The sequence below is a fragment of the Leifsonia poae genome, assembly GCF_050632195.1.
Lineage (GTDB): Bacteria > Actinomycetota > Actinomycetes > Actinomycetales > Microbacteriaceae > Leifsonia > Leifsonia poae_C.
The window spans coordinates 3,209,944-3,227,435 of the sequence record NZ_CP192580.1; the positions used below are offsets into that span (position 1 = coordinate 3,209,944).

Sequence of the window (17,492 nt, forward strand, 5' to 3'; positions counted from 1 at the left end):
CGCTGCTCGCCCGCTCGAGGATGTCAGTAACCCTGGCTGTAGAAGACAAGTGCCGTAGCGATCGCCGCGATCCCCTCGCCACGACCGGTGAACCCCAGGCCGTCGGTCGTCGTAGCACTCAGCGAGACCGGGGCGCCCAGGATGCCCGTGAGCAGCGCCTCCGCCTCCTCGCGTCGCGGAGAGAACTTGGGCCGGTTGCCGATGACCTGCACCGAGACATTCCCGATGCGGAATCCTGCCTCTTCGATCCGTCGTCGGGTCTCAGTGAGAAACACCTCGCCGTGCGCACCGACGAAGCGGGGGTCGCTCGTGCCGAAGACGCTGCCGATGTCGCCGAGCGAGCACGCCGAGAGCAGCGCATCCGTGATCGCGTGCGCCACTGCATCCCCGTCGCTGTGGCCCGCGAGGCCGTCTTCGTCGGGCCACTGGAGGCCGGCAAGCCAGAGTTCGGCTGAGTGATCGAAGCCGTGTGTGTCGGTGCCTATGCCGATTCGCGGGAGAGCCGGCGCCGCCGAGTCGCCGAGGATGAGTTCTGCCCGGCTCAGATCGGCAGGAGTCGTCACTTTGAACGCGAGTTCGCGCCCGGGGATGACCGACACCTCCAACCCGAGTGCCGTCACGAGTCCGGCGTCGTCGGTCTCGTCGGACGTCGCGGCCGCATAGGCGGCGACGAGGTCGGCGCGAGGAAAACCCTGCGGCGTCTGAACCGCGGAGAGCACCGAGCGGTCGACGGTCTCGTGGATGTCCCCCGCGGCGTCGACGAGCTTGATCGTGTCGCTCACAGGCAACCCCGGAATCACACCGTGACCGCGTGCATCCACCTCGTCGACGACGGCATCGAACAGTGAACTCGGCGTGAGGGCACGTGCAGCATCGTGGACGAGCACGATTGAGACGGTGTCGGCTACTTCGGCCAGTCCGAGTGCGACCGAGCGCTGGCGGGTTTCACCACCTGCGACGACGGTAACGGCTTCGCCGAAAGCGGCGGACGCGAGCGCGGTCGCCTCAGCGACCAGGGGCGCGGGCGCAACGACGATGAGCTGAGGGCGCTCACGCATGCCGGCTGCAGCATGCACGGACCGTTCAAGCAGCGTCGAGCCGCGGAGCGCGGCGAACGCCTTGGGAACCTCGGCCCCCAGGCGTGTGCCGCTGCCCGCGGCAACGACGATCACCGAAACCCGTGGCACAGCGTTCAACGTCATGCCACGAGGTTACGGGAGTTAGGAAGCGAGAACCTCGTCGAGCAGGCTCGAAGCCTTCTCGTCGTCGGTCTTCTCTGCCAGCGCCAGCTCGGAGATGAGGATCTGGCGTGCCTTTGCAAGCATGCGCTTCTCACCCGCCGACAATCCGCGGTCCTGGTCGCGGCGCCACAGGTCGCGAACGACCTCGGAGACCTTGATCACATCGCCGGAGGCGAGTTTCTCGAGGTTCGCCTTGTAACGGCGGGACCAGTTGGTGGGCTCTTCGGTGAACGGTGCGCGAAGCACCTCGAAGACGCGGTCGAGACCCTCTTTGCCGATGACGTCGCGAACGCCGACGAGGTCGACATTCTCGGCCGGAACCTCGATGGTGAGGTCGCCCTGCGTCACATTGAGCTTGAGGTATAGCTTCTCTTCACCCTTGATGATTCGTTTCTTTACTTCGGTGATCGTTGCCGCCCCGTGGTGCGGGTAAACGACGGTTTCGCCAACCTCGAAAAGCATAGATTGATGTCCCTTCAGCAACTACTAGGATACCACACCAGGCTCGTGCTAAGGTTCGCCCTCACGCGTCTGGGGCCCTGCACGCATAGGCTAAACTCGAAGCGCATTCCGCTTCTCTCACGGCTGATTCGGCCAGTGGAAAAATCTCTGGAGGGTCATCAGTGAAAGCTCGTGTCGTCGCGTCCGTCGTCCTTGCCCTGGCAGTCGCGTTCGGAACGACCGGGTGCGGTCTTTTCGCTCCGCAGGCCACCACGAAGCACTACGACGCGAGCGACGGAGTGAGCGGTAACGTCGGACAGATCGACGTTCGCAACGCGATGATCGTCACCGACGCGAAGAACGGCGAAGTGGGAAACCTCGTCGTCACGCTCGTGAACAACGACTCCAAGAGCGTGAGCCTCTCGATCAAGGCGGGCGACAACTCGACCTCCACGGCCGAGGTCACCGTGAAGCCCGGCCAGGTCAAGCTTCTCGGCGAGAAGCCGACGGCCTCGAGCGGCAACGTCTTCATCCCCGACTTCAGCGCCCAGCCCGGCAGCCTCTACAAGGTCTACTTCCAGTACGGCGACGAGACGGGGCTGCAGCTGCAGGTTCCCGTGCTCGACGGCCAGCTGCCCGCATACCAGTCGCTCGTGCCGCCGGCCACGCTGCCCTCGAACGAGTAATACCGACTCGACATACACCGAAAGGGCCGGCATCCGCTGACGGATGCCGGCCCTTTCGTGTTCTCGGTGTGCGCCCGGCGCTCAGCCGTTGAAGCGGTAGCCGAGCCCGCGAACGGTGACGAGCATCGTCGGATCCGAGGGACTCTCCTCGATGCGCGAACGGATGCGCTTGATGTGCACATCCAGAGTCTTGGTGTCCCCGAAGTAGTCACTCCCCCACACCCGATCGATGAGCTGACCACGGGTCAGTACGCGTCCGGCGTTGCGGAGCAGCAGCTCGAGTAGTTCGAATTCCTTCAGCGGCATGGAGATCTCTCCCCGTTGACGGCGACCGTGTGCCGGTCGACGTCCATCCGCACGGTCCCGGCCTCGAGGATGCCGTCGTCCTCCGCTTCCTCGGCCTCCACCCGACGGCGCAGCACGGCCCGGATGCGGGCAAGCAGCTCGCGCGACGAGTACGGCTTGGTCACATAGTCGTCGGCACCGAGCTCGAGCCCGACCACGATGTCCACTTCGGAGTCCTTCGCTGTGAGCATGATGATCGGCACGGACGATCGCGTGCGAATCTCACGGCACACCTCGGTTCCGGGGATCCCCGGCAGCATCAGGTCGAGCAGCACGAGGTCGATGCCGCCTTTGTCGAACTCGGCGAGAGCGGTGGGTCCGTCCTCCGCCACGGTCACCTCGTACCCCTCGCGCTTCAGCAGGTAGGCGAGCGGCTCGCTCAGAGCGGCTTCATCCTCGACGAGCAGGATGGATGTCACTTGGGTTCTCCTATCGGGGGGCCGGACACAGTGGATGCTTCGGGTAGCCGGATCGTGAAGGTGGATCCGCGGCCTGGTTGCGACCAGACGCGCACGTCACCGCCGTGGTTCTGCACGGCGTGCTTGACGATCGCGAGGCCGAGACCGGTACCGCCGGTGTGGCGGGATCGCGCCTGGTCGACGCGGAAGAAGCGTTCGAACACCCGGTCGAGGTCGTCCTCGGGGATCCCCTCGCCCTGGTCGGTGACCGCGATCTCGACCACTCCGTCGATGGACCGCACTCCGATTCCGATTCTTGAGTCGTCGGGTGAGTACTGGATCGCGTTCGAGATCAGGTTGTGCACGGCGGTAACGAGCAGCGCCTCGTTGCCGATCACCTGTGCGCCCTTCTCACCGCGCATCGCCAGCTCGATGTTTCGCGATTCGGCCGCCACCCGATTCTGATCGAGCGCGGCGTTGACCACCTGGTTGGCTGAGATGCGCTCGGGATTGCTCAGCGCATCCGCAGCCTGCAGTCTGCTGAGCTCGATGATGTCCTGCGTGATGCGCGCGAGTCGATGCGCCTCTTCGGTGAGGCGGGCTGCGAAGCGGCGCACCTGATCCGGATCGTCGGATGCGTCGTCCAGTGCCTCGGCCAGCAGCCCGACAGCGCCGATCGGCGTCTTGAGCTCGTGGCTGATGTTCGCAACGAAATCGCGGCGGACGGTTTCGAGCCGGAACGATTCGGTGCGATCCTCCGCCAGCAGCAGGACATAGCGGGTGCCGAGGAGCGCGACCCTGACGCTCAGGTTGATGTTCGCGTCCCCGAAAGGCCCGCGGGCCAGTTCGGCGTCCTCGGTGATCGGCTCACCGGTGCGGCGAACCCGGTCGACGAGCTCGACGAGGTGGGGATGCACGAGCGCACCGCTCCAGACCAGGCCGATCGCATGCGCCCCCGGGGATGCTTTGATGACGTTGTTCGAGGGGTCGAGCACGACGCCGGCGGACTCAAGCGCATCCAACACCTGATCGACGCCGTCGGGCACGGTCGGGCTCGCCACCTGGACGGCGTGATCGCCACGGCGTGCGGCGATGTGCAGGAGCCAGACGAAACCGGCCCCGACCAAGAGGCCGAGTGCCAGAGACAGCAGCACCAACCAGGCGGAGTCCATGACTCTAAGAGTACGCATGAGAGCAACCTGCGAACGACGTGAACAGTCGGACACCCGCGCGGTTTCGCGGGTACTTTAGACACTGTTCAGGCTGCGGGCACCAACCGTTAACCTGTTGAAGGAAACATGCTGAGCGTGGCCAATCGGCCTCGCATCCCGCGTGCCCACGCACGCCAGGAAGGACCACTAACTCATGCGCGAGGTATTCCAGCAGGAGCTGAAGGAAGTTCAGGACCGTCTCGTCGAGATCGCCGAACTCGTCGTCATCTCCATCCAGAATGCGACGCACGCGTTCAACAAGTCCGACGTGACCCTCGCCGAAGAGGTCATCGCGAACGACAACAAGATCGACGAGCTCACGGTGCTGCTCGACGAGCTCTCCATCCAGATCCTCGCCCGGCAGCAGCCCGTCGCCCGCGATCTGCGCATCGTCGTGAGCGCGCTGCGGATCAGCGCGTCGCTCGAGCGGATGGGCGACATGGCCGAGCACATCGCACAACTCGCGCGCTACCGCTTCCCCGACAAGGTCGTGCCGAAGAGCCTGCGCGGCACCTTCGCCGAGATGGGCCGCCTCGACGTGCTGATCGCCACCAAGCTGGCCGAGCTGCTCCGTACGCAAGACCTGGCCCTCGCCGACGAGATCCGCAACGAGGACGACGAGATCGACGAGCTGCACGTCAGCGTCTTCGACAAGGTGCTCGGAGAGACGTGGAAGGGCGAGGCGGTCGACACGGTCGACGCGACCCTCGCATCCCGGTACCACGAGCGTTTCGCCGACCACGCGGTCTCGATCGCCAAGAAGGTTCAGTACCTCGGCACCGGCGACTGGGCCCCCGAGCTCGCCTCCTAACCCAACTGCTCGCGTCCAACGCAATCGAGTACAGGAGAAAGCCCCATTCCACGGCGCGGAATGGGGCTTTCTCCTGTACTCGATTGCGTTACTTTTTGCCCTGGGCGGCTACGGCAGCGGCGCCGGCAGCGGCGGCTTCGGGGTCGAGGTAGCGCGCCGGCTCGGTCGGCTTGAAGTTCTCGTCGAGTGTGTAGACGAGCGGAATGCCGGTGGGGATGTTCAACTCGGCGATGTCCTCATCCGAGATGCCGTCGAGGTGCTTGACCAGGGCCCGCAGGGAGTTGCCGTGCGCGGTGACGAGCACCGTCTTGCCCGCGGCGAGGTCGACAGCGATATCGGACTCCCAGTAGGGCAGCATCCGGTCGATGACGTCTTTCAGGCACTCCGTGCGCGGCAGGTCGTCCCCGAGACCGGCGTAGCGCTCGTCGTGCGCCTGCGAGAAGGGGCTGTCGTCGTCGAGCGGCGGCGGTGGAACGTCGAACGAGCGACGCCACAGCTGGAACTGCTCGGGGCCGTATTTCTCCAGCGTCTCTGCCTTGTCGAGACCCTGAAGCGCACCGTAGTGGCGCTCGTTGAGCCGCCACGAACGCTTGACGTCGATCCACAGCCGGTCGGCGACGTCGAGGGCGATGTCGGCGGTCTGGATCGCACGAGTGAGAACCGACGTGTACAGGATGTCCGGCTTGAGACCCGACTCGGCGATCAGCTCACCGGCGCGGTTCGCTTCGGCGACACCCTGCTCGCTCAGGCGGACATCCACCCATCCCGTGAACAGGTTCTTCTGGTTCCACTCGCTGTTGCCGTGGCGGAGGAGGATCAATGTGTAAGGCGCGGACATGGCACTAATCTACCGGTCGCTCACAGGTCTCTTGAAACTTGCAGCGCTGCACGTTTGACACACTGGAGGCATGGCAGCGGGCGGCGTGATCGGCACAGTGACGCGCGGCACCACCAACACGAACCGCTTACGCCGCGTCGATCGGTGGATCGGAACGCTCCCCGTGCTCCGTCGCAGCGGCGATCCGCTCGTTGTCGATCTCGGCTACGGGGCCAGCGGCGTGACGGCCCTCGAGCTGCACCAGAGGCTCGCTAAGACACGGCCCGACGTCGAGGTTCTCGGCCTCGAGATCGAGGCGGGCCGTGTCCTGACCGCACTCGACCAGCTCGCCGACGTTCGCGCGGGCCGTACCGGTTTCGCTCCGGATGCGCGCATCGGCTTCGCCCTCGGCGGTTTCGAGGTCCCGACACCCGGCGGCCGCCCGGCCGCCGTCATCCGTGCGTTCAACGTTCTGCGCCAGTACGACGAGACAGAGGTCGCGCCCGCGTGGCGGCGACTCATCACTCGACTGCAGCCAGGCGGCGTGCTCATCGATGGCACCTGCGACGAGATCGGCCGCATCGCAAGCTGGGTCGACCTGACCGCCGACGGGCCGCAGCACCTCACGATCTCGCTGCGTCTCGCCGAGTTGGAGACGCCGTCGATCGTGGCGGAACGGCTGCCGAAGGCGCTCATCCACCGCAACGTGTCGGGCGAGGGCGTGCATGCCCTGATGCGCGAGCTCGATCGGCTGTGGCGCATCCACTCGCCGCTCGCTGCTTATGGCCCGACGCAGCGCTGGATCGCCGTCGCTCGAGGGATGCGCGACGCCGGCTGGCCCGTGCGCGGCGACCGCTCGCGCTGGCGCCTCGGCGAGCTCACCGTCGACTGGTCGGCCGTAGCTCCTGTCGGCTTCGCCTGGCGGTGACCGCCGCGCTCTGCCAAGCGGGTGCCGGGAAGAGCGCAGGCTACGCCCTAGGCTGCCGCGTGACGGCTCCGAGCCGCGGCAGGCGCGGCACGTGTGCTTCGGCACCGGCCTCCGGTGGGACGACGACCTCCTGCGCGGCCGCGACAGCGGTTCCGTCCGCGTCGACCGTCAGCGTCGCCGTTGCATCGGCCGACCGCTTCACGACGGCTAGAGCGATCGGGCCCAGCTCGTAGTGCAGCGCGCTCGACGTCACGAGACCGATCTCGCGCCCGTCGAGACTGACGACGCTTCCGCGCGCCGGATGCACGCCCTCCGACCCGTCGAGGTGCAGCATGACGAGGCGGCGAGGCGGATGCCCCAGGTTGTGCACCTTCGCGACCGTCTCCTGGCCGCGGTAGCAGCCCTTGGTGAGGTGCACCGCGGTGCGCAGCCAGTCGAGTTCGTGCGGGATCGTCTTCTCATCGACTTCGGTGGCGAACCGGGGACGCCAAGCGGCGATCCGGAGCGCCTCCACCGCGAGCAGGCCTGCGGCGGTGAACTCGCCAGCGGTGACGCGGGCGACGACCGACGGCAGAGCATCCCGCGGGACCAGGCGCTCACTCCACGACCACGAGGCTCCCGGATGCTCGCCCTGCGCATACTGATGGCCTCCGGGGGTCACCGCGTGCCACGGGTCACGCCAGATCAGCGGCACACCATCGGGTGCGGCGATCGGGAGAGCGGGCTCCCCGAGCGTTCCGATCGTCGCGAGGTCGGCCGACCGGTCGTCGAGCTCGACGCGCAGCATGAAGCGCATCTTCTGCAGCCAGGCGAGCAGACCTTCGGCCTCGTCGTGCTCAACCAGGAGCCAGAGCGTCACACCGTCTTCGATCAGGCGCACCGCGTACTCGAGCCGTCCGTTCACGTCGAGGAGAAGCGTCTCCGACGACTCCCCGGCTGCAGGCCCGTAACGCTCTGGCTGGTGATCGAGTTGATCCAGCTGAGCCTGTCCGGCCCGGTGATGCTGAGCACCGCGCGGTCGGAGAGATCGACGATGGCGCGCCCCTCGGCGAGCGCGCGCTGCTCGCCCAGCGGGTTGCCGTAGTGGGCGGGGATGCCCGCGTCGTGTCCCGATCCCAGGCTCGCCACATCCACCGCTCCTGGCAGGGAGAGGAACGGCGAGGTCGTCATCGTCGTCATCAGTCCACCTTCGCAAGACGGCCGGAGGAGTGCGTGCGCAGCTCTTGCCCGAGCGCGGCGATGTCCCACGCCCACAGGAGGTGGTTCTCGACGAGGCCGTAGAGGCGGGTGGCCGCGGTGTACTCCTTGGCGCCCGCGGTGCGGACGACCGCATCCGTCGCCAGATCGATTCGAGGGCCGGCCACCTGACCGACGTAGATCTCGGAGACCCCGTCGGGGTGGATGATCGATACGTCGAGGTCGAAGCCGCCGTGGGAGTTGCGGAGGGTCTCGACCGACTGGGCGGTCGTGAACGGCTGAGCACCCTCACCCGGCAGCATCGCCGGACCCTGGTCGCCCTCGATCAGCTTGCGGCTGAGGCGCCAGTATCCGGTCTCGGTGGCGAGGGGGTGTGGCTCTCATCGAGCTTCCATGTGAACGACGTGTAGCTGAGGTACGGCAGGCCGTCGTGACTGAAGCTGATGCGCTGCCCGAACTCGAGCTCGGTGTGCTCCTCGCCGATCGCATAGTCGAGGACGCCCGTCCCCTCCCACACTCCGATCAACCAGGAGAGCGGGACGAGTTCGGCGGGCAGGTCGGTGGGGATCTCGATCATGGCCATTCCGGTCTCGATTCGTTGGTGCGAGCTCCTAGCGCTGCCCTCGGAACAGGTTGTAGACGACGACTACGGAGACGCCGGCGATGGCCAGCGTGGCCAGACCGAGGAGTCCGACGAAGAAGAGTTCGAGGGCAACCAGCATGAGACGAGTCTAACGCGACTGTCGCGAGGGTTCAGCGTGCCGCAGCGACGATCGCCAGGACGGCCCCTGCGACTCCGAGAATTACGAATGCGCCAGAGACGCTCGCCGCCAGCCTGTTGACGAAGCCCTCTTTCTGCTGGGTGCCGAGCTGCGCGCACATGCTCGCCACCACGCTTGCAGCGAGCCCCAGGGAGATCCAGGATGCGTACTGATCGCTCGGCGACACCGTGCCGATCAGGACGGCGAACACGAGCGCCAGCAGCCAGATCGAGCCGACGCTGAGGTAACGCGCGCCCCTGCTCAGGCCGGTGACCGGCTCGGGAGGGGTCGTCGCTTCGCTCACTCCTCCATTGTGCCCCGCTGAGGTGGGGAATGGCGACGTTTGCATTTCCGGTAGCATTGCGGCACAGCACGTTCAGGAGGCTTGAGTGGCGCAGTTGTTGATCCTCACCTCTGCGCCAGACGCGGAGGTGCTGCCGTCGCTCGCTCTGCTCAGCCACCGCACCCGCCAGATTCCCGCCGAACCTGCGTCGTTGGTCAACGCCCCGAGCTGCGATCTGATCTTCGTGGATGCCCGCCGCGATCTCGCGAGCGCCAAGTCTCTGTGCAAGATCCTGACAACCACCGGCATCACTGTGCCGCTGCTGCTGGTTCTCACCGAGGGCGGACTGACCGCCGTCAGCGCTGACTGGGGCGTGAACGACGTCGTCCTCGAGACGGCGGGACCGGCCGAGGTCGACGCCCGCGTGCGGCTCGCGATCGGCCGCCAGGCCCAGGAGCACTCGCAGACGAAGATCCAGGCATCCGGCGTCACCATCGACGAGGCCAGCTACTCCGCGAAGGCGCACGGCCGGCAGCTCGACCTGACCTTCAAGGAGTTCGAACTCCTCCGCTTCTTCGCCACGCACCCGTCGCGGGTCTTTACCCGCGAACAGCTGCTGAGCGAGGTCTGGGGCTACGACTACTTCGGCGGCACGCGAACCGTCGACGTGCACGTGAGGCGCCTGCGGGCGAAACTCGGCGACCTCGAGTCCCTCATCGGAACGGTCCGCAACGTCGGCTACCGCTTCAACGTGTACGAAGAGGACAATGAGCGACTCCCTTCGCCTCTCCGTCCCTGACTTCGGCGACCAGGCGCAGCGCGCATCCTTCTTCGACGTGGCCGCGGCCGCGATCGACGTCGACGGCTACGACCCGTTCAATGAGCAGGCCCGGCTCGACGTCGAGTCCGGGCGGCGCTCCCCCATCGTCGTGCGGCTCACCACCGGCGACGCCACCGAGCCGTTGGAGCGCCCCGTCGGCGCGGCGATCCTCGGCCGCGGCGAGCTCGACTTCGTGATCGATCCGCTCTTCCGGGGCAAGGGATACGGCGAGCAGTCGGTGCGGGGGCTGCTCGCGACCGCGCGGGGCACGCTGACGGCATGGTCGCACGGCGATCACCCGGCGGCGCGACGCCTGGCGGAACGACACGGGTTCATGCCGGTGCGCACCTTGCTGCACCTCGTCGCACCGTTGGGCGGTTTGCCCGGCGTTACCGGCGCACTTCCCGATGGGTACAGCATCGGGACGATGCGGCCCGGCGACGAGAACGAGTGGGTCGAGCTGAACGCCCGCATCTTCGACCAGCACCCGGAGCAGGGTCGTCTGACCGTCGACGACCTGCGGGCGCGCCAGGCCGAGCCGTGGTTCGACGCGGGCGATGTGCTGATGCTGCGGGACGCATCCGGAACCCTGGTCGGCTACGACTGGGTCAAGGTGGAGCCCGAATCGCCCGAGGGCGAGATCTACGTGCTGGGGGTGGATGCAGCGCTCGCCGGCCGCGGGCTCGGCCGACTGCTGCTGCGAGCGGGTCTCGATCGACTGGCGGCACGCGGTCGTTCGCAGGCCGGTCTCTACGTCGAGGCGGACAACGAAGGGGCGGTGCACCTGTACCGCTCGGCCGGGTTCGTGGAGCACACGGTCGACGTGCAGTACCGTCGCGCGATCGATCCACAAGATCCGTTTATCCACAGTTAACCGCTGGCGGTTCTCCGCCCGGTCGGCGGGTGCCATGATGTTGGGATGGACGGCGACAACATCCTTCTCGATAACGGGCTGAGCGGTAGCTTCGGCAGTGACTTCGACGACGACTTCGCGCCGTTCGTCTACGAGCCCGACCCGACGCTTCCCGAAGACCGGTACCTCGACCGAGAACTGAGTTGGCTCGCGTTCAACCAGCGAGTGCTCGAACTGGCCGAAGACCCCACGTTGCCGGCGTTGGAGCGCGCCAACTTCCTCGCCATCTTCTCCACGAACCTCGACGAGTTCTTCATGGTGCGCGTCGCAGGTCTCAAGCGGCGCATCCTGACCGGCCTGGCCGTCCCGACGAATGTGGGGCGTGCGCCGACGGATGTGCTCGCCGACATCTCCGAGAAGGCGCACGAACTGCAGGCCCGCCACGCGGCGGTGTACCGCGACCAGGTGCTGCCCGCTCTCGAAGAGGCCGGAATCACGGTCGCCCGCTGGGAAGAGCTCGACGAGGCCGACCGCGTGCAGATGCGCGAGATCTTCTCGCAGCAGATCTTCCCGGTGCTGATGCCACTGGCTGTCGACCCTGCGCATCCCTTCCCTTACATCTCCGGTCTGTCGCTCAACCTCTCGGTGCGCGTGCGCAACTCGCGCACGGGCAAGGAGCAGTTCGCCCGTCTCAAGGTTCCGCAGATGCTGCCGCGGTTCGTGCGGATCGACCAGCGCGAGACGGTCGATCAGATGCGCTTTATCGCGCTCGAAGATCTGATCGCCAACCACCTCGGCGACCTGTTCCCGGGCATGGAGATCCTCGACCACCACGTGTTCCGGGTGACCCGCAACGAAGACGTCGAGGTCGACGAAGACGAGACCGAGAACCTCATCCAGGCGCTCGAGCGCGAGCTGCTGCGTCGCCGGTTCGGTCCGCCCATCCGGCTAGAGGTCACCGACGACATGGACGACGTGACGCTCGGCCTGCTCGTGCGCGAGCTCGACGTGACCGAGCAGGAGGTCTACCGGCTGCCGTCGCCGCTCGACCTCGGCGGCCTGTTCGTCCTGGCCAAGATCGACCGACCCGACCTGCACTACCCGAACCATGTTCCGACCACGCCTCCGCAGCTCATGCCGCGGGAGCCCAACGCCAAGCCCGACATCTTCGCGGCGATCGCTCGTCAAGACGTGCTGCTGCACCACCCGTACGAGTCGTTCGCGACGAGCGTGCAGGCCTTCCTCGAGCAGGCTGCTGCCGACCCGCACGTGCTCGCCATCAAGCAGACGCTGTACCGCACATCCGGAGACAGCCCCATCGTCGAGGCGCTGATCGACGCGGCAGAAGCGGGCAAGCAGGTGCTGGCCCTGGTCGAGATCAAGGCGCGCTTCGACGAGCAGAACAACATCTCGTGGGCGCGCAAGCTCGAGAAGGCGGGCGTGCACGTCGTCTACGGCCTCGTCGGGCTGAAGACGCACTGCAAGCTCGCGCTCGTGGTGCGCCAGGAGAAGGGCGTGCTCAAGCACTACAGCCACATCGGCACGGGAAACTACAACCCGAAGACGTCGCGCATCTATGAAGACCTCGGTCTCCTGACCGCCGACGACCAGGTGGGCAAAGACCTCACCCGGCTGTTCAACGAGCTGTCGGGATACGCCATCGAGAAGAAGTTCAAGCGACTGCTCGTGGCACCGCTGCACCTGCGCAAGGGGTTGCTGAAGCTCATCAAGACCGAGACGGCGAACGCGGCGGCCGGCAAGCCGTCTGGCATCCGGATCAAGCTCAACTCCATCGTCGACGAGGCGATCATCGACGCGCTCTACAAGGCCAGCGAGGCCGGCGTTCCTGTCGACCTGTGGGTGCGTGGCATCTGCGGTCTGAAGGCTGGGGTGCCAGGACTGTCGTCGAACATCCGGGTGCGATCGATTCTGGGGCGCTATCTCGAGCACTCGCGGGTCTTCTCCTTCGTCAACGACGGCGACCCCCAGGTCTACATCGGCAGCGCGGACATGATGCACCGCAACCTCGATCGCCGCGTCGAAGCGCTCGTGCGACTCGTCGACCCCGACCACCTGGCCGAGCTCGAAGCCCTCTTCGACCGGGCCTTCGACGACCGCACGTCGGCCTGGATCCTCGACTCCGACGGCGTCTGGGAGAGGCACCACCTCGACGAGAACGGGAACCCGCTCGACGACCTGCAGAACAGACTGATGCAGCAGCTCAGCCACCGTCCGCGCTCGACCCGCACAGGCACGAGGCGGTGAACTCGGCTATCTACGCCGCGGGCGCCGTGTGTTGGCGCGTCGTGGACGAGAAGGTCGTCGTGCTGGTGGTGCACCGCGCGAAGTACGGCGACGTCACCATCCCGAAGGGCAAAGTCGACCCCGGCGAGACGCTGCCGCAGACCGCGGTGCGGGAGATCGAGGAGGAGACCGGGCTGCGAATCGCGCTCGGGGTTCCGCTCGGTGTCTCCACATACCCGCTCGCGAGTGGGCGCGACAAGATCGTGCACTACTGGGCCGGCGAGGTCACCGACGAGGCCATCGCGCATTCGACGTTCGTGCCGAACAGCGAGATCGCCGCCATCGAGTGGGTGACGATCAAGAAGGCCCGCGGCTACCTCACCTACGATCGTGACCTCGAGATCCTCGAGTCGTTCGTCAAACTACTCGACGAGGGTGTGACCTCCACCTTCGCGATCATCGCGCTGCGCCACGGCAAGGCCGCCCCTCGCAGTTCGTGGAAGGGCGAAGACGCTTTGCGTCCACTGACTGACCGCGGCGTCCTGCAAGCGGCAACGGATGTGCCCACCATCGAGGCCTGGCATCCGCGACGAATCGTCACCAGCGACGCCGTGCGATGCGTCGCCACCGTGGCTCCGCTCGCCGCAGCCACCGGTATCAAGCCGCGTCGCGACTCCGGCATCAGCCAGGACGCCCACGAAGACGGCCAGGGCAGAGTGCGCGAGATCGTCGGCAAGCGCGTACGCGCACGCAAGACGGCCGTCCTCTGCAGTCACGGTCCGGTGCTCCCCGAGATCATGCGCGAGATCGCCCTGGCCACGGGCACGATGCCCGGCGCCTACCTGAACGACGCCGCCGACCTCGACACCGGCGGGTTCTCCGTCGTGCACCTCTCGGCGACCAACCCCAGCTCAGGCATCATCGCCATCGAGACGTACGCCCCGGTCGCTTAGTCGGAGGTACGCCCGATCGTTTGGCCGGACGCGCGCCCCGATCGCTTAGTTGATCGGCGGCCCTCCCGGCGGTGGTCGGCAACGCCGTCGCCGCATGGGCGCATCCCGCTGGTTTCCCAGCCTTCCGCCCCAAGAGCACACCCCTCGTTAACCTCCCGTTTACCGCTGCGGGGGACTCTGGTCAGACACCGGGAATAGCGTCACACGCGGGTCGCACCGACCCCGTCCTGTTGTTACTGATTTCCCCGGAAGGGACAACTGTGAAACTCAAGCGTCTTGGCGCTCCTCTGGCCATCCTGGCCGCTGCCGCCATCTCCCTCACGGCGTGTGCGTCGAACGAGGGCAGCACCCCGTCGACCACGACCGCCGCACCCTCGAACCTCTCGGGCACCCTGAACGGAATCGGCTCGTCGGCGCAGGGCGCCGCACAGACCACTTGGATCGCCGGCTTCCAGCAGGACAACCCCAAGGTCACCGTCAACTACGACCCGCAGGGTTCGGGCGCCGGCCGCACCAGCTTCATCTCCGGTGCAGCCGACTTCGCCGGTTCTGACGCCGCCCTCAAGGACACCGAGCTCGCGGGCACCTTCGCCCTCTGCGCCGCCGGCACCAAGGCCATCGACCTCCCCGTCTACATCTCCCCGATCGCCATCGCGTACAACGTCGACGGCGTCAAGGACCTGAAGCTCGACGCCGCGACCATCGCCGGCATCTTCAGCGGCAAGATCACGACCTGGAACGACTCGAAGATCACCGCGCTGAACTCGGGTGCCACCCTCCCGTCGGCGCCGATCACCGTCGTGCACCGCTCCGACGACTCGGGCACCACCCAGAACTTCACCGAGTACCTCGCAGCCAACGCTCCCGACGTCTGGACAGCTCCGGCCGCGCAGACCTTCCCGTTCCAGGTCGGTGACGCAGCCAAGGGCACCTCGGGTGTCGCGGACGCCACCAAGAACGCGAAGAACTCGATCACCTACATCGACGAGTCGGGCTCCGCGGGCCTCAGCATCGCGCAGCTCAAGGTCGGCGACAACTTCGAGAAGATCAGCGCCGACGGTGCTGCCGCTGTCGTCGCCGCGTCGCCGATCGCATCGGGCCGCGAGACCAACGACCTGGCCATCCAGATCAACCGCAAGGACACCTCCAAGGGTGCCTGGCCCCTGGTTCTGGTCAGCTACGTGATCGCCTGCCAGGAGTACCAGGACGCGGCCAAGGCCACGCTGGTCAAGGGCTACGTCAACTACATCGTGACCGACGCCGCCCAGAAGGCTGCCGCTGAGCAGGCCGGTTCGGCCCCGCTGTCGGCCGACCTCGCCTCCAAGGTGACCAAGGCTGTCGCAAGCATCAAGTAACACCTCGACCGCTCGGCTCGGGATGCGATGAGCATCCCGAGCCGAGCGGTGCATCAGCACCACCCCCTCCCACACCCCGATGAGAGAGAAAGCAAGGAATGACCGCCGGAACCATAGGTGTCCTCAAGCCGAAGGCGAAGATCCGCCTCGGTGACCGCGTCTTCTCCACCAGCACCATCGTCGCCGGATCCCTGATCCTGGCGGTTCTCGCTGCGGTGGCCATCTTCCTCATCCTGCAGAGCATCCCGGCACTCACGGCGAAGCCCGGGGAGCTCCCCAACAACGCGACCAACTTCTGGACCTACGTCTGGCCGCTCGTCTTCGGAACCATCTGGGCCGCACTCATTGCCCTGATCATCGCGACGCCGCTCTCGATCGGCATCGCCCTCTTCATCTCTCACTACGCCCCGCGCCGGGTCGCCCAGACCCTGGGGTACATCATCGATCTGCTGGCCGCCGTGCCGTCGGTCGTCTTCGGCCTCTGGGGCATTGCGACCCTCGCCACCTTCGTCCAGCCGTTCTATGTCTGGCTCGGCGACAACCTCGGCTGGATCCCGCTCTTCGCGCCGCCCGTCTCGGGCACCGGCCGCACCATCCTCACCGCCGCGATCGTGCTGGCCGTGATGGTCATCCCGATCATGACCGCCATCTGCCGCGAGGTCTTCCTGCAGACGCCGCGCCTCCACGAAGAGGCCGCGCTCGCGCTCGGCGCCACGCGCTGGGAGATGGTGCAGATGGCCGTTCTGCCGTTCGCCCGCTCGGGCATCATCTCGGCCATCATGCTCGGCCTGGGACGTGCACTCGGAGAAACCCTCGCCATCGCGATGGTGCTCTCGCCCGCGCTCATCGTGAAGTTCGCCGTGCTCCAGGCGCAGAGCCCCAACACGATCGCCGCCAACATCGCGCTGCAGTTCCCTGAAGCCACCGGGATCTCCACCAACGCGCTGATCGCATCCGGCCTCGTGCTGTTCGTGGTCACCCTGCTGATCAACATGCTCGCGCGCTACATCGTCAACCGCCGCAAGGCCTTCTCGGGAGCGAACTGATGACCACAGCGACGATGAATCGGCCGATGACCAACTCGCTCACGGCCGGCAAGCTCCCCCGCGGCTCCGCATGGATGATGCTGATCGGCTCCTGGATCGTGTTCGGCGCGGTCTTCGCCATCCTGACCGCCAGCGGCGCCACCAAAGACTTCAACATCGTCGGAGCGATCTTCTTCGGGACCGTGCTGTTCGACGTCGTGATCTTCTGCACATCCCTGCTCGTCGAGGGCTCGCGCAAAGCGAAGGACCGCCTGGTCACCTCGCTCGTGGCAACGGCCTTCATCATCGCGCTGCTTCCGCTGATCTCGCTGATGTGGACAGTGATCGTCGACGGCCTCGCCCGCTTCGACATCACGTTCTTCTCGGAGTCGATGCGCAACGTCATCGGCGACGGCGGCGGCGCGCTGCATGCGATCGTCGGAACGTTGCTCGTCACACTGGCGGCAGCAATCATCTCGGTGCCGATCGGCCTGCTCACCTCGGTCTACCTGGTCGAATACGGTCGCGGGATGCTCGCCCGCGGCATCACCTTCTTCGTCGACGTGATGACGGGCATCCCGTCGATCGTCGCCGGTCTGTTCGCCTACGCCCTGTTCGCACTGTTCTTCGGCCCGGCCGTCCGCAACGGATTCATGGGATCCATCGCGCTGTCCGTGCTGATGATCCCGGTGGTCGTGCGGTCGAGCGAAGAGATCCTGCGACTCGTGCCGAACGAGCTGCGGGAGGCCTCATACGCCCTCGGCGTGCCCAAGTGGCTGACCATCCTGAAGGTCGTGCTGCCGACCTCGCTCGCCGGCCTGACCACCGGCATCATGCTCTCGATCGCCCGCGTCATCGGTGAGACGGCCCCACTGCTCATCGTCGCCGGGTTCACGACCAGCATGAACTACGACCTCTTCTCCGACCGGATGATGACCCTCCCGGTGTTCGTGTACACCCAATACACGCAGGCGGCCGGCTTGCACGCCCAGGCCTCGATCGACCGGGCCTGGACCGGCGCGCTCACCCTCATCATCATCGTGATGCTGCTGAACCTCATCGCCCGCATCATCGCCAAGATCTTCGCCCCCAAGTACGGCCGCTGACCAGCCCCGTCCTGCCA

General features: G+C 66.5%; 15 protein-coding genes and 3 pseudogenes. 10 read left to right on the forward strand and 8 right to left on the reverse strand.

The window, feature by feature from the left end:
• Positions 1 to 23 precede the first annotated feature (23 nt).
• Together ispD and ACQ86A_RS16135 are read right to left on the reverse strand one after the other, a co-directional pair.
• Complete coding sequence (gene ispD, locus ACQ86A_RS16130; protein ID WP_431277972.1) at positions 24 to 1,202, reverse strand: 2-C-methyl-D-erythritol 4-phosphate cytidylyltransferase; 1,179 nt, start codon at positions 1,200 to 1,202, stop codon at positions 24 to 26.
• Positions 1,203 to 1,220: 18 nt separating this feature from the next.
• A complete protein-coding gene (locus tag ACQ86A_RS16135; protein ID WP_021763858.1) occupies positions 1,221 to 1,703 on the reverse strand; it encodes a CarD family transcriptional regulator in 483 nt (160 codons plus the stop codon).
• Positions 1,704 to 1,864: 161 nt separating this feature from the next.
• Here ACQ86A_RS16135 and ACQ86A_RS16140 point away from each other — a divergent pair, with 161 nt between their 5' ends.
• Positions 1,865 to 2,368 (forward strand): hypothetical protein, encoded by a 504-nt coding sequence (locus ACQ86A_RS16140; protein WP_431277973.1) that lies wholly within the window; start codon positions 1,865 to 1,867, stop codon positions 2,366 to 2,368.
• Between the two features lie 81 nt (positions 2,369 to 2,449).
• Here the strand turns inward: ACQ86A_RS16140 and ACQ86A_RS16145 are convergent.
• Positions 2,450 to 3,132: pseudogene (locus ACQ86A_RS16145) on the reverse strand (response regulator).
• A complete protein-coding gene (locus ACQ86A_RS16150; protein ID WP_431277974.1) occupies positions 3,129 to 4,283 on the reverse strand; it encodes a sensor histidine kinase in 1,155 nt (384 codons plus the stop codon). Before ACQ86A_RS16150 ends, ACQ86A_RS16145 begins: the two are co-directional and overlap by 4 nt.
• A gap of 193 nt (positions 4,284 to 4,476) precedes the next feature.
• Here ACQ86A_RS16150 and phoU point away from each other — a divergent pair, with 193 nt between their 5' ends.
• The gene (phoU, locus tag ACQ86A_RS16155) at positions 4,477 to 5,133 is read left to right on the forward strand and encodes a phosphate signaling complex protein PhoU (protein ID WP_431277975.1); all 657 of its coding nucleotides are present in this window, start codon (positions 4,477 to 4,479) and stop codon (positions 5,131 to 5,133) included.
• A gap of 88 nt (positions 5,134 to 5,221) precedes the next feature.
• On the opposite strand, the gene ACQ86A_RS16160 is transcribed toward phoU, so the two are convergent.
• Positions 5,222 to 5,971, reverse strand: a complete 750-nt coding sequence (locus tag ACQ86A_RS16160) for a phosphoglyceromutase (protein WP_431277976.1) — start codon at positions 5,969 to 5,971, stop codon at positions 5,222 to 5,224.
• Between the two features lie 70 nt (positions 5,972 to 6,041).
• Between ACQ86A_RS16160 and ACQ86A_RS16165 the strand changes: the two genes are divergently transcribed.
• Positions 6,042 to 6,878, forward strand: coding sequence for a class I SAM-dependent methyltransferase (locus ACQ86A_RS16165; protein ID WP_431277977.1), 837 nt, complete (start codon positions 6,042 to 6,044; stop codon positions 6,876 to 6,878).
• A 40-nt stretch (positions 6,879 to 6,918) separates the two neighbouring features.
• Here ACQ86A_RS16165 and ACQ86A_RS16170 read toward each other — a convergent pair.
• From ACQ86A_RS16170 to ACQ86A_RS16180, 3 genes and pseudogenes are all read right to left on the reverse strand, one after another.
• Positions 6,919 to 8,048 (reverse strand): annotated as a pseudogene (locus ACQ86A_RS16170) (YgfZ/GcvT domain-containing protein).
• An 8-nt stretch (positions 8,049 to 8,056) separates the two neighbouring features.
• Positions 8,057 to 8,652: pseudogene (locus ACQ86A_RS16175) on the reverse strand (FABP family protein).
• A 176-nt stretch (positions 8,653 to 8,828) separates the two neighbouring features.
• Entirely contained in the window at positions 8,829 to 9,140 is a 312-nt protein-coding gene (locus ACQ86A_RS16180) for a hypothetical protein (RefSeq protein ID WP_431277978.1), read from the reverse strand.
• Between the two features lie 85 nt (positions 9,141 to 9,225).
• Here ACQ86A_RS16180 and ACQ86A_RS16185 point away from each other — a divergent pair, with 85 nt between their 5' ends.
• The 7 genes from ACQ86A_RS16185 to pstA all read left to right on the forward strand — a co-directional run bounded on the left by ACQ86A_RS16185 (position 9,226) and on the right by pstA (position 17,475).
• Entirely contained in the window at positions 9,226 to 9,918 is a 693-nt protein-coding gene (locus ACQ86A_RS16185) for a response regulator transcription factor (RefSeq protein WP_431277979.1), read from the forward strand.
• Positions 9,887 to 10,813, forward strand: coding sequence for a mycothiol synthase (gene mshD, locus ACQ86A_RS16190; RefSeq protein ID WP_431277980.1), 927 nt, complete (start codon positions 9,887 to 9,889; stop codon positions 10,811 to 10,813). The genes ACQ86A_RS16185 and mshD overlap by 32 nt, the downstream gene beginning before the upstream one ends.
• Before the next feature lie 45 nt (positions 10,814 to 10,858).
• Positions 10,859 to 13,057: an RNA degradosome polyphosphate kinase gene (locus tag ACQ86A_RS16195; protein ID WP_431277981.1), complete on the forward strand. Its 2,199-nt coding sequence runs from the start codon at positions 10,859 to 10,861 to the stop codon at positions 13,055 to 13,057.
• Complete coding sequence (locus ACQ86A_RS16200; RefSeq protein ID WP_431277982.1) at positions 13,054 to 13,989, forward strand: NUDIX hydrolase; 936 nt, start codon at positions 13,054 to 13,056, stop codon at positions 13,987 to 13,989. The genes ACQ86A_RS16195 and ACQ86A_RS16200 overlap by 4 nt, the downstream gene beginning before the upstream one ends.
• A 260-nt stretch (positions 13,990 to 14,249) precedes the next feature.
• On the forward strand, positions 14,250 to 15,344 hold the full coding sequence (gene pstS / locus ACQ86A_RS16205; protein ID WP_431277983.1) for a phosphate ABC transporter substrate-binding protein PstS: 1,095 nt from the start codon (positions 14,250 to 14,252) through the stop codon (positions 15,342 to 15,344).
• Between the two features lie 98 nt (positions 15,345 to 15,442).
• Positions 15,443 to 16,390, forward strand: coding sequence for a phosphate ABC transporter permease subunit PstC (gene pstC, locus ACQ86A_RS16210; RefSeq protein WP_431277984.1), 948 nt, complete (start codon positions 15,443 to 15,445; stop codon positions 16,388 to 16,390).
• The gene (pstA, locus tag ACQ86A_RS16215; protein WP_431277985.1) at positions 16,390 to 17,475 is read left to right on the forward strand and encodes a phosphate ABC transporter permease PstA; all 1,086 of its coding nucleotides are present in this window, start codon (positions 16,390 to 16,392) and stop codon (positions 17,473 to 17,475) included. Before pstC ends, pstA begins: the two co-directional genes overlap by 1 nt.
• Positions 17,476 to 17,492: the final 17 nt, after the last annotated feature.

Excerpts from the sequence above, each read along its gene's own strand:
- ACQ86A_RS16150 (WP_431277974.1), bottom strand. The coding sequence starts at position 4,283 with ATGGACTCCGCCTGGTTGGTGCTGCTGTCTCTGGCACTCGGCCTCTTG.
- phoU (WP_431277975.1), top strand. The coding sequence starts at position 4,477 with ATGCGCGAGGTATTCCAGCAGGAGCTGAAGGAAGTTCAGGACCGTCTC.
- pstC (WP_431277984.1), top strand. The coding sequence starts at position 15,443 with ATGACCGCCGGAACCATAGGTGTCCTCAAGCCGAAGGCGAAGATCCGC.
- pstA (WP_431277985.1), top strand. The coding sequence starts at position 16,390 with ATGACCACAGCGACGATGAATCGGCCGATGACCAACTCGCTCACGGCC.
- ACQ86A_RS16195 (WP_431277981.1), top strand. The coding sequence starts at position 10,859 with ATGGACGGCGACAACATCCTTCTCGATAACGGGCTGAGCGGTAGCTTC.
- ACQ86A_RS16165 (WP_431277977.1), top strand. The coding sequence starts at position 6,042 with ATGGCAGCGGGCGGCGTGATCGGCACAGTGACGCGCGGCACCACCAAC.
- ACQ86A_RS16160 (WP_431277976.1), bottom strand. The coding sequence starts at position 5,971 with ATGTCCGCGCCTTACACATTGATCCTCCTCCGCCACGGCAACAGCGAG.
- mshD (WP_431277980.1), top strand. The coding sequence starts at position 9,887 with ATGAGCGACTCCCTTCGCCTCTCCGTCCCTGACTTCGGCGACCAGGCG.
- ispD (WP_431277972.1), bottom strand. The coding sequence starts at position 1,202 with ATGACGTTGAACGCTGTGCCACGGGTTTCGGTGATCGTCGTTGCCGCG.
- ACQ86A_RS16135 (WP_021763858.1), bottom strand. The coding sequence starts at position 1,703 with ATGCTTTTCGAGGTTGGCGAAACCGTCGTTTACCCGCACCACGGGGCG.